The sequence below is a fragment of the Methyloglobulus sp. genome, from assembly GCF_046714055.1.
Classification (GTDB): domain Bacteria; phylum Pseudomonadota; class Gammaproteobacteria; order Methylococcales; family Methylomonadaceae; genus Methyloglobulus.
Genome location: NZ_JBKKBJ010000182.1, coordinates 1 through 11,577 on the forward strand (window position 1 = coordinate 1; position 11,577 = coordinate 11,577).

General features: G+C 44.7%; 13 protein-coding genes, 2 tRNA genes and 1 pseudogene. All 16 read right to left on the bottom strand.

Annotation, left to right across the window (positions count from 1 at the left end; genetic code table 11):
* Window positions 1-183, bottom strand: a 183-nt coding sequence (locus ACLQ6D_RS10835) for a protease modulator HflK N-terminal domain-containing protein (RefSeq protein WP_411727296.1), incomplete at its 3' end; no start/stop codon positions are given.
* 200 nt (window positions 184-383) lie between these two features.
* Entirely contained in the window at window positions 384-1,649 is a 1,266-nt protein-coding gene (gene hflX, locus ACLQ6D_RS10840) for a ribosome rescue GTPase HflX (RefSeq protein ID WP_411727309.1), read from the bottom strand.
* A 69-nt stretch (window positions 1,650-1,718) separates the two neighbouring features.
* Window positions 1,719-1,961: an RNA chaperone Hfq gene (hfq, locus tag ACLQ6D_RS10845; RefSeq protein ID WP_411727297.1), complete on the bottom strand. Its 243-nt coding sequence runs from the start codon at window positions 1,959-1,961 to the stop codon at window positions 1,719-1,721.
* Between the two features lie 210 nt (window positions 1,962-2,171).
* A complete protein-coding gene (locus tag ACLQ6D_RS10850; protein WP_411727298.1) occupies window positions 2,172-2,960 on the bottom strand; it encodes an alpha/beta fold hydrolase in 789 nt (262 codons plus the stop codon).
* Window positions 2,961-3,027: 67 nt separating this feature from the next.
* Window positions 3,028-3,103: transfer RNA gene (locus tag ACLQ6D_RS10855), tRNA-Glu, on the bottom strand.
* 34 nt (window positions 3,104-3,137) lie between these two features.
* A tRNA-Ala gene (locus tag ACLQ6D_RS10860) sits at window positions 3,138-3,213 on the bottom strand.
* 47 nt (window positions 3,214-3,260) lie between these two features.
* Entirely contained in the window at window positions 3,261-4,664 is a 1,404-nt protein-coding gene (gltX, locus tag ACLQ6D_RS10865) for a glutamate--tRNA ligase (RefSeq protein ID WP_411727300.1), read from the bottom strand.
* Window positions 4,665-4,755: 91 nt separating this feature from the next.
* Window positions 4,756-5,028, bottom strand: coding sequence for an antitoxin (locus tag ACLQ6D_RS10870; RefSeq protein WP_411727301.1), 273 nt, complete (start codon window positions 5,026-5,028; stop codon window positions 4,756-4,758).
* A complete protein-coding gene (locus ACLQ6D_RS10875) occupies window positions 5,015-5,311 on the bottom strand; it encodes a toxin (protein ID WP_411727302.1) in 297 nt (98 codons plus the stop codon). Before ACLQ6D_RS10875 ends, ACLQ6D_RS10870 begins: the two co-directional genes overlap by 14 nt.
* Window positions 5,312-5,593: 282 nt before the next feature.
* Window positions 5,594-6,511 (bottom strand): DUF4435 domain-containing protein, encoded by a 918-nt coding sequence (locus tag ACLQ6D_RS10880; RefSeq protein ID WP_411727303.1) that lies wholly within the window; start codon window positions 6,509-6,511, stop codon window positions 5,594-5,596.
* Window positions 6,512-6,526: 15 nt separating this feature from the next.
* Window positions 6,527-7,888, bottom strand: a complete 1,362-nt coding sequence (locus ACLQ6D_RS10885) for an AAA family ATPase (protein ID WP_411727304.1) — start codon at window positions 7,886-7,888, stop codon at window positions 6,527-6,529.
* A gap of 618 nt (window positions 7,889-8,506) precedes the next feature.
* Complete coding sequence (locus tag ACLQ6D_RS10890) at window positions 8,507-8,800, bottom strand: BrnA antitoxin family protein (RefSeq protein ID WP_411727305.1); 294 nt, start codon at window positions 8,798-8,800, stop codon at window positions 8,507-8,509.
* Complete coding sequence (locus ACLQ6D_RS10895) at window positions 8,784-9,059, bottom strand: BrnT family toxin (RefSeq protein ID WP_411727306.1); 276 nt, start codon at window positions 9,057-9,059, stop codon at window positions 8,784-8,786. Before ACLQ6D_RS10895 ends, ACLQ6D_RS10890 begins: the two co-directional genes overlap by 17 nt.
* A 320-nt stretch (window positions 9,060-9,379) precedes the next feature.
* Window positions 9,380-10,654 (bottom strand): serine--tRNA ligase, encoded by a 1,275-nt coding sequence (gene serS / locus ACLQ6D_RS10900; RefSeq protein WP_411727307.1) that lies wholly within the window; start codon window positions 10,652-10,654, stop codon window positions 9,380-9,382.
* 38 nt (window positions 10,655-10,692) lie between these two features.
* Complete coding sequence (gene crcB, locus ACLQ6D_RS10905) at window positions 10,693-11,400, bottom strand: fluoride efflux transporter CrcB (RefSeq protein WP_411727308.1); 708 nt, start codon at window positions 11,398-11,400, stop codon at window positions 10,693-10,695.
* Between the two features lie 28 nt (window positions 11,401-11,428).
* Window positions 11,429-11,577: pseudogene (locus ACLQ6D_RS10910) on the bottom strand (oligoribonuclease); the annotation flags it as partial.

Sequence of the window (11,577 nt, forward strand, 5' to 3'; positions counted from 1 at the left end):
TGGGTTTCCAGATGAGAAAACACCTCGTGAACCACCACCGCCTCCGCTTTTCCCACCACCAAAGATTTTGCTTAATTTCTCTTGTAACGAACGTATTGCTTCATCTAAATCCGGTGGCCCTTTTTGATCCCCTCGACCGCTCCAAGGATCTTTTTTGTCACCGCCTGGCTCATTCCACGACATATTTGTGCTCCGTATTGGATTATTTATTGTCTTCTCTCACTCAGGATGTTTCGTTTTGACACAGATAACATCCTAGGGTGTGGCTTACGCAATACTGACATTGTATCGTAATTAAGCGAATTCTCATTGTTAAAGTTCCATTAGTGCGGCTTGCGGAAATCACGGCACAACGAAATATTGGTAAAAAATAGGGTTAATGCTTAGAACATTTCTTCGGTTTCAATCGCTTTCAACAGCCCTAGGTATTTGTTATCTATCTCAATTATCAAGTCGCTGCCTCCCGAGTCATTAATATGCTCGTCAATTATTTTTGCGCAAGTAAATAATTTGGCCCTAATTTGTCCCTGGTCTGGCCTTAGGTAACATTTTTTCTTATTTTTTGAATTTGCAAACTGTTCCGCCAACACATTCAGCAGCAGGTCAATTCCCTGTCCAGTTTCAGCGGACAACCAGACCCTCAGCGGATTTCCCAACTCGTCCCGATCTATTTTAGGCCGCCTTGCATCCAACAAATCAATTTTATTGAAAACCTCAATGCATTTAATTTTATCCGCACCTATTTCACCCAGTACATGATTGACTTCTACAATGATTCCGTCCCTGTTCTCAGAATGGACATCAACCACATGCAGCAATAAGTCCGCTTCACTGACTTCCTGTAATGTCGATTTGAAAGAGGCCACTAATTCATGGGGCAAGTGACGGATAAAACCCACCGTATCTGCCAATACACAATCGGTATTATTGGGCAGACGGCAACTACGTAGCGTGGGGTCTAAGGTTGCAAACAATTGGTCGGCGGCGTATGTATACGCGCCAGTCAGTCGATTGAATAAGGTGGACTTGCCGGCATTGGTATAACCCACCAACGATACTGATGGAATTTCTGCCTTCTTCCGTTTGCTACGCCCTTGATGCCTTTGCTTATCAACTTTTTCCAGGCGTTTTTGGATTTGTTTGATACGCAAACCGACAAGGCGTCTGTCAGTTTCTAACTGGGTTTCACCCGGCCCACGCAAACCGATACCGCCTTTTTGCCGCTCCAAGTGAGTCCAACCCCGAACCAAACGGGTGGAAAGGTGCTTCAATTGCGCCAGTTCAACTTGTAATTTGCCTTCAAACGACTGCGCCCGTTGCGCAAAGATATCCAGTATAAGGCCATTCCTGTCAACCACCCTGACACCTAAAAATTTCTCAAGATTCCTTTCTTGGCTGGGCGTTAGCGCATGATTAAACAAGACAATATCGGCAAAATAAGCCTCAATAGCGTTTTTAATCTCCTCCAGCTTACCTGTGCCGACAAAATATTTAGCGTCAGGACTTTTTCTGCTGCCGGTCACTACGTGAACCGGATTCGTCCCAGCCGATTTTGCCAGTTCTTTTAGCTCCAGGAGATCTTCATGATAGGCGTGTAGGGTCAGATGAACAAGAATGGCCCGCTCACCCGAATCCGGGCGTTCAAACAACCAAACACCCCATTGCCGTTCTGACAGCCAGTCCCGCGTTCTTAACGGCAACCACAATAGTAGACAGGACTATTCCTCAGTAGTGGGCTCATCATCCCGAATCATCTTCACAGTTCTACCTGGAACTATCGTTGAAATAGCATGCTTGTAAACCATCTGGCTGACGGTATTTTTAAGCATAATGACATACTGATCGAAAGAATCTACCTTGCCCTGCAATTTAATCCCATTAACCAGAAATATAGATACGGGCGTATGTTCTTTTCTAAGCGCATTAAGAAAATTATCCTGTAAGTTTTGACCTTTCGACATCCGATTTCTCCTTATTTTTATTTTTTAAAAATTAGCAATCTAGCACTTTCATATTGCCCGTCAAAGTTGTGCAGATTCGATTAACGTCACATCCGAGGCTTACTGTAACTCCTTATAGCCACACCAACAATGAACAAAACCAAGCAACAGGCTTGATTGTAGATTAATTCCTAAGTTCAATTATGTCTTCATTTTTTACAATAGCAAGGACTAATTATGACCCTCTTTGTAAGAAACTTTCAACCACTGCTGTAAAAACATCCGGCTGTTGGACGTGTAACCAATGCCCGGCCTTAGCAAAGCAATCGTTTTGAGCAGGGCGTTAGGAAATAACCGTAATGTATCTTCTGGTGCAACATAAGAAGAGTCTGCACCGGCAATAAATAGCGTTTCTCCCTGATGGGGCGCTAAATTATGAGTTTCTGGGAAAGCGACAATATTCGATGCCATTTGCATAAAAATCCCCACATCAATCCGCCAATGATAGCGACCCTCTTTCAGGGTCAGGTTCTGCAACAGAAATTGCCGATAATCCAGATCAGGTATGTCCGTGCTAAGCATTATCTCTGCCTGTTTACGATTATGGATTTTATCCAAGGGCAAATCTATTAATGCTTGTATTGTCTTGTCAAAATTGTGCGTGTAGCTTTTGGGCGCAATATCAACCACAAGCAATTTGTCCGTACGGTCAGGATGATTCAACGCTAGCCACATAGCAACCTTACCACCCATTCTATGCCCCATGATATGGGCAGCAACAAGACGATGTGCATCCATAAACCGTAGCACATCGGCTGTCATAATCGGGTAATCCATTAATGGATGGTGCGGCGACAAACCATGATTACGCAGATCTAAGGCATAGACGTGGAATGCAGCCGAAAGTGTTTCGGCTATTCTCCTCCAGTTACGTGAGGAGGCAAAAAATCCATGCAGGATGATGAGCGGAACCGGGTTATGGCTACCCAATTCTTCATAAGCTAAATCTACGGTTTCCATCGGGCAAAAAAAGCTGCAATGTAAAATTTTGGCATAAAAAAAGCTGTCATAATGACAGCCTTGTATATGGCGTCCCCAAGGGGGTTCGAACCCCTGTTACCGCCGTGAAAGGGCAGTGTCCTAGGCCGCTAGACGATGGGGACTAAAACGTGTTCAGTCTTATTATTAAAGCTTTATTGGTGGAGCCAAGCGGGATCGAACCGCTGACCTCTTGCATGCCATGCAAGCGCTCTCCCAGCTGAGCTATGGCCCCTCAACTGAGACGGGGCATTCTACAACAATTACGCTTTATGTCCAGCACTAATTTAAACCCTTCACGTAGTTAATAGCCTTTTCCAGCCTAGCCAAGGTGGTTTCCTTTCCGAGCAAAGACAAGGTAATGTCTATGGCAGGTGAAACCGCCGAACCACACACGGCAACCCGCAAAGGTTGGGCGACTTTCCCCAAACCCAATGCCATTTTTTCAGCAAGGTTAATTACGGTTGAATGCAGCTGCTCACGCTCCCAGGCTTGCAATTGTGAAAACTCTTCATGGAGGTTTGACAACACCAGATCGGAACCCACAGTAAAATTCTTTTTTGCCGCTTTTTCATCGTACCCGTCAAAATCCTGATAAAAATAAACACTCGCTGCCGCCATTTCGACCAGGGTTTTACAGCGTTCCCGTTGTGCTAAGACAACATCGACAAGTTCAGGGCCTTGCGCCAAATCAACATCACGCTGCTCAAGATGCCAGACCAAATGTTTCGCTACATGAGCAGGATCGCTATTCATGATGTAGTGGTGGTTCAACCATAACAACTTTTCCATGTTGAAAGCGGAAGCGGATACATTGATTGCATCCAGGCTGAAATTGGCAATCATCTCATCGATAGAAAAAATTTCCTGGTCGCCATGCGACCAGCCCAAGCGCACCAAATAATTCAATAAGGCCTCTGGCAGATAACCTTCGTCACGAAATTGCATCACGCTAACGACTCCGTGACGCTTAGACAAACGCGCACCATCAGGGCCCAATATCATCGGCAAATGTGCATAGTTCGGTAACTCTGCACCCAAGGCTTTAAGGATATTGATTTGCCTGGGCGTGTTGTTGATATGATCATCACCCCGGATAACATGCGTGATGTGCATGTCCATATCATCAACCACCACCGTCAAGTTATACGTCGGCGAACCATCAGCCCTAGCGATAATCAGGTCATCCAGTTCCTTGTTGGCAACCATTATCTCGCCTTTCACTAAATCTTTAATAGTGACTACACCATCCACTGGATTTTTAAAGCGCACCACACACTCCTTCCCTGGCTGGGGCGCGGTTAAGTGGCGGCATTTGCCGTTATAGCGAGGCTTTTCTTTATTCGCCATTTGCCCTGCGCGTAGCTGCTCCAATTCTTCCTTGCTGCAATAGCAATGGTAAGCGTCGCCCTGATCCAGCAATTGCTGGATAACTTCCTTGTAACGGTCAAAGTGCCGGGTTTGATAATAAGGGCCTTTGTCGTAAGTCAAGCCTAGCCAGTCCATACCTTGCAGGATGGCATCAACCGATTCCTGGGTCGAACGCTCAAGGTCGGTATCCTCAATCCTGAGTATGAATTGGCCCTGGTATTTACGGGCATACAGCCAGGAAAACAGCGCAGTACGCGCTCCACCTACGTGCAAATAGCCGGTTGGGCTGGGGGCAAATCGGGTTCTGATGATCATTTATTCTATTTTTTCTGAGAATGGTTAAGTACAGGATATATTGAACAAAGCAAAACGCACCGTTCGCAATTAATAGCCGATGGAATAAATTTTAGCCCTGTTCCGTCAATCGCCCCTCTACATATTTATGCAAGAGGCTGGAAATAAGCGTTTGATAAGGCAAACCCTCGCTCAAGGCACGTTTTTGGAGCAAACGTAGATCTTTGGATGAGATACGTATATTGATGCGGCTGTCTTTTTGAAATGTCGCCGAAGCATAGTCTTTATGCCGTTCAAGTTCGGACTTAAGGTCTGGAACCCGTGTGAGAATGCCAGCATCAAAATCATCTAAAAGTGCTTGTTCTTCAGGATCAAGTTTTTTCATTGTGGTCACCTACATAAAGTTTTGTGGCTTTGCGGCTGGGGATGATGGTTTTTAGAAAAATTTCCACGTCCGATTCTACGAATGGCACCAAATAGGCGTAGCCCTCGATAAGAACAACTGAGATTTTTTGGTTTGGATAACGCTCCTTGTTCGGATGTTCCAAGACATCAACCTCATCACCAGCCTCAATGTGAAACACCACGTCCTCAAAACCAATGCGGCGCTCTTTTTTGAGCATCTTGTTCTTTTCAGGATTCCAAGTGTAGTGTTTCATACGGCGCATAATAGCATACGATGTGTGCTTTGTGTATTCAATCCAAAATGCTACGTGCGGTACGTATCCTTACTTGAAAAAGTAGGTTGTGGGTGAGGTACGAACCCCAATGAAATGTGACCTAAAGCGTTGGGGTTCGTACCTCACCGCCAACCTACAAATACCCAACATACGGGATATTTAACTCATTATTTTTAATACAATTTATAGGATATGTTGAACGAAGTGAAGCAAATCTGTCTCGAACGATGCATCTCGTTTCTCGGCATATCCTATAACTCTGTAAATCTATTACCGAGCACCCATTATTTCAATTTGACGACAAAAAGTATTATTCAGGAACTGCAAAAGTGAATCAGGTATTCGTGCTCGATTACCAACTATGGTCATTCCATTTGATGCGGAAAGTGTAACGTGCATAATTTTTTTTACCGAGAGGCAAAACTCTATGAGAAACCAAAACACGTATTTTCCTCTTGTATATTTTCTATAGATATTTCCATTTTTAAGCTGAGTTTCAATAATTGAGACATCAACTGTAGAACAGTAGGCGACATTGCACTGTTCGTGGATATAAATCCCCGTATTAGCCTTGCCTTTGGGGTTGATTTCAGTCTTTAGACACCCTTTATCTAACGAAAATAAATCGCGCATGAGAATATCATTTAGCCCTGCACGTTTTCCACTCCTTCGCCAAAATACTATCCATGCCATAACAGGTATCATTGCCTGAAAAAAATTTTCCAACTCCTGCTCGAAAAGATTACACAGTTGATCCAAATCTTCGTGTTTGGCATTTTCGAAACCACAAACCTCAGTCAGAATTCTTTTACAAGTCCCTTTGTTTGCAATGTCATTCTCGATGGAATACCCGTCTGTGACATAGATGTTTATATCTCTAACAAGTTTTTCGGGGATAAGGTCTGAAAGGTCGCGATCCACAAAGAAGCAAACGCGCTTTTTTGGAAATCGACGCCAGTCAATATCTTTATGGATTTGATAAACTCGATTCTTGTTTCCAGCAGCCCATAATTCAATCTCCCAATCTGCTGGAATAGCATGATCAATGAAACCTCTGTAGAAACATGGATCGTTGCCTTCGACAAATCCATAAACAACCTTCTTAATTTTGGAATAGCGCGACAAGAATTCATGATAGCTTGCGATCTTGCTGTTTAAAGCAGCAACGTGAATATCTAGCATAGTCATGGCCTAGTCTCTTTCTTACAAGATGAATTCGCCAAGACCGTGAGCATATTTTTTCAACTCATTTTCGTAAATAAATGGTGAGTGAGTTACTGCAACAAGGCCTACACAGAATTCTGCTTTCCGGATGTCGGCAAGAAATTTGCGTTGCCAGGGTACGGATAGTGATAATTCCGGTTCATCAATCAGTACGAAGTAGCTTTTGCCACCTGAAAGATAAAGATGGCTAAAAAGTGACACGATTTGCTTTTCACCCGATGACAGATATTGCAGCTTGATACCTCTATCACCTTGTTGGTCGGCTTTTGGTTCGATAGTAAACGTGAAGTTCGATGTGTCATATCGAAATTCTTTGTCGACCATGTAATCATTACAGGCTTTACAGAAACTTACGATTTTTGCTTCTCTTGTCCCAAGCTCTTCATGAAAAGCCATTAGCTTTGTGAAATAGTGGCATATAACCTTTGCATGCACGTTTTGCTTTTGGTCGGTTTTGACCTGCTCAATAATTTTTCTTAGATGTTGTTTGTTTTTTAAGGATAAAATAGGTTCGGGAATTCGATTGAGTATGTTATCAATTGTCTTAGCTTCAGCCTGTTTTATAGGATCCAATTCAACTGATTGGTATTTCTCTTCAACAATATCACCCAAGTAAGAAAATGTCAGAGTATTAAGGTTTTCACGTGCAAACTTGTCAAGTTCAGCACGCGTTTCATTTATGGCTGATTCAACATCCTTCATACCGAACTCAACCAACTCAACAAAGGTTTCTCCTCGACGCGAAGCTAAAAGGTGTCGTCGATTCGACAATTCGCGTTCATCAAGTCCTTTAAAAATTAGATTTAGCTCCTGCTCTATGCGACGATAAGTTGGTAGGTATAGAAGTTGGGCTTTTAGTGATTTCTGAATTCCATTGAGTGTTTGGGTTAATATATTTTCTTTCTTTGTTTCGCTAGTATTTTCGAACAAATCAAGCTCGGAAAGTAGGTAATGAAGAGGTATATCGTATTGTGCACATAACATCTCTAGCTCACCGGTTACGAGTCGTCCTTCTGTTTGCTCAAGAAGAACAAGAAAACGGTGTCTTATGTTTGATGGCAAACGGCGAAGGATACGGTGATCAATGCTTTTTAAAGATTTTTCGATATCTGAGTAGCGGAGTGTGTGAGACTTGGAATCGATTGTAATAGTGACGGATTCAAATTGGTATTTAGCCATTGAACTCCATTGGCCGGAAAGGAGGTAATAGAAGAGATGCAAAACAGTCGTCTTACCTGCTCCGTTTTCGCCAACTAAAATTAAAGTGTTGTCCTTCAGCTTCAAATCATAGTCTCTGAAGCCATGTAATTTCTTAATTTCGAAACGTGTAATTTGCGTCATTACCTTATCGTTCTCACAGTAACACGGTAGGATGGGGTGAGGAACGAACCCCAACGATACCGATCATTATATTTGTTGGGGTTCACAAGCTCACCCCAACCTACAATTACCTCCCTATCCCGTATGCCGCGCCGAGCATCGGAGCATTTATCGGGAATAGCCCGTTAGGGACGCGATAGGGATATCGCGTGTTGTCAAAGGGACAGGAAGTCCCTTTTGATTTATCCCAGTATGGGGCAACCCCTGATAAATGCGAGAAGCGCAGGAAGCAAGCGGCATCCGGGTCGCCTTTTCTTTGGATGCTTTCTTTTGCGGAAAATCGCTCCTGCATTTTCCGCATTCACCACATCCGTGTGGTTTGGACAAGCAAAGAAAAGTATCCCGCCTGCCAGTGCGGGAACTGGCATTTAATCAATCGTCGCGGTAGCGACACTATACCCCCTCACCCTAACCCTCTCCCACAAGGGGAGAGGGGATAATATGGGATTCCATAACCTTCAATCCACCCATATAAGGCATTCCGTATGTCGGGCATTTTGTTGGTGCTGACGAGAGGAAGCTCAACAATTCGACACATCTAGCGTTAAGTTCCGTTCATAACCACCAACCTGCGGAGACTCAAACTTGATGCAATTCTTTCCGTATAGTCTCACGCACGACATCGGCAAGTGTTAAGCCTTGAGCAAACTGCCGCAATGCCTCATTCATCAGGGTTTGATAATTGCCGCCGGTAATTTCGGCGCGTACTTTAAAAATAGCCAGTGTGTCATTATCTACGCGCATGGTTATCCGCGACTTGCCGCCTTGCTCGGCTTGCAGTTTCGCCAATGCCGATATTTCAGACACAGGCTTGGCATCGCTAAAATCCATGTTGGTATAACGGTCAAACAGGGGATCAGAATTGTTGTTCATAACGACTCCTTTGGGATTGATTTGCTTTCCAGGCAGAAATTAGACGCACTGTCTCTTCGCGTAACGTCCAAACCACTATTAAAATTCGACCTTTGGCACCCATGCCTAGCGTGATAAAACGTTGTTCATTGTCGGCATTACCGTTCTCTTTCGTCAATGCGTAAGGGTCTAGCAATACGGCCTTAGCTTCATCGAACGTCACACCCTCATGTTTCAATGGATTTGCAGCGGCTTTGTCAGAATCGAACTCAATCTTCATATGCCCATTATATGTACAATTGTACGCACTAGCAAGGATTGATGGTTTTCTGATTATCAAATGCGTGGCGCATAGCGTAATACACCGAATGATGATAATACAAAACATGCGGCGGAATACACTGCGCTATTTCGCCCGGCCTATGGCTCTTTAAACCCCTCACCCTAACCCTCTCCCACAAGGGGAGAGGAGATGTTGATTCCGATCATGGTTCGACGACCGAAGGAAGTGCCTGTGGTGCAAGCTCACCACGAACGGAATCAAAAACTTATCATCCGTCATAAAATTGACAAAGGTCTTTTTCAGAGCTTCCTCAAAAATTATTCAATAACCGTCAACCCACCCATATATGGCAATAATGCGTCAGGAATGCGGATACGTCCCTGCTCGTCCTGGTAATTTTCCATCACCGCAATCAGGGTCCTGCCAGCCGCCAAGCCTGAGCCGTTTAAGGTATGGACCAATTCGGGTTTGCCTGTTTCCGAGTTTCGCCAACGCGCCTGTAAGCGCCGCGCCTGGAAGTCCTTGAAGTTACTGCAAGAAGAAATTTCCCGGTATGCGCCCTGCCCTGGCAGCCAAACTTCGAGATCATAAGTCTTTGCCGAAGAAAAGCCGGTATCGCCCGCACATAGCAACATCCTGCGATAAGGCAACAGCAATTTTTTTAAGATGCTTTCGGCATGACAAGTCAGATCTTCATGTGCCCTGGCTGAGTCATCCGGTCTTACGATTTGGACAATCTCAACCTTTTCAAACTGGTGTTGTCGGATCATACCTCGCACATCCCGCCCATACGCGCCTGCCTCACTACGAAAGCAGGGGCTATGGCAAACAAATTTCAGCGGCAGGTCTTTGGCATCAACAATCACATCCCGCACGATGTTGGTCACAGGGACTTCCGCCGTCGGGATCAAATACAAAGCAGGATCGTTGTTGGCCTTGAACAAATCGGCTTCAAATTTCGGCAACTGACCTGTGCCGTATAAGCTATCGGCATTCACCAGATATGGCACATAGGTTTCGCTATAGCCATGTTCTGCGGTATGGGTATCCAACATTAACTGGATAATAGCCCGTTGCAGCCTTGCCAACGCCCCATTTAGGACGACAAACCGGGCGCCTGCGATTTTTGCGCCTAACTCAAAATCAATCAGCCTGTTTTTAGCGCCTAAATCAACGTGGTCTTTGGGCGTAAACGTAAATTCAGGCACGACACCCCAACGGCTAATCTCAACATTGGCCTTTTCGTTTTTACCTTCGGGTACGGATTCATCCAAGATATTAGGGATGACTTCCATCAGATCAGCCATTTCCTGTTGGATTTCTGCCAGTTCCGCTTCCGCTGTTTTTAGCTCATCACCAAGATGCTGGACTAGCTCCATTAAAGGCTGTGTATCTTCCCCTTTAGCCTTGGCCTGGCCGATGGCTTTTGAACGGCTGTTACGTTCATTCTGTAATTCCTGAGTCCTTACCTGGACTTCTTTGCGTCTTGTTTCCAGCGCAATATAAGGCCCTGGATCGAATACGAAAGAACGCCTGCTCAATTGTTCCTTAACAAAATCAAGCTCAGTCCTAAATAATCGGGGGTCTAGCACTGCGTTTCCTATCAGTAAAAAGCGAACACAAAAGCGGATTATATGATTTTTCCGGCCACAAACCCCAGCCACGTCATTAACAAGCAGATGACGGTATTTCCGGTGAAAGCGGCCAGTAAAAAATTCATCTGGTTAGAAAATGAATGGCCCTGCTCGATTAAAAATAAAATGATATACAATCCAGATAAAATCAAATAAGTGCCGATTACAACGACCATAAGCGTTGCGCTTGATGGCTCTGGGAGCGCGGTTTTATTCAGCAAAACCGCGACAGTAAAACCAATCAGGAATGCGCCGATTGTGTTTATGATTATCAACGCATAGGGAATGGTATGGCCATTCCAGCTTATTGCCCCTCCTGACCAGGAAAATAACGCCCGGCTACACAGCAAACCCAGCCAGACGGCCAGGATACAGGCGCTGACGCTGATGAAGATATTACCTACCGCTTTAGTTACACTGCCCTGCTCTATCAGGTATAAAGTCTCCAGGGAAAAAGTGGAAAAGGTCGTGAATGCGCCAATAAACCCCACCAAAAGTGCAGACCGGTATTCAAATGCAATAGCAATGCGCTGAACAATCAAGGCCTCGGTGAGCAACCCTAACAGGAAAGAACCTAGAATATTGACGACCAGCGTGCCGTAGGGGAACTCGCGGCCTAACCATTGAGAAATCCCGGAAGACACCAAAAAACGAAATACGGCTCCGAATGAACCGCCCAATGCTATGGCAAACAACTGATTCATAAGAAAGATCAACTCACACGCGCCTGTTTTATCTATCGGCACACTTATTAGCAATAAAGTGTTCCCGGTAATAACGTAACTCTTCAATGGATTCGAGTATATCCGCTAAGGCTTCATGCTTGGTTTCTTTTGTAAACCCGTCTTTCAGCCCAGGCGCCCATCTGGCTGCCAATTCTT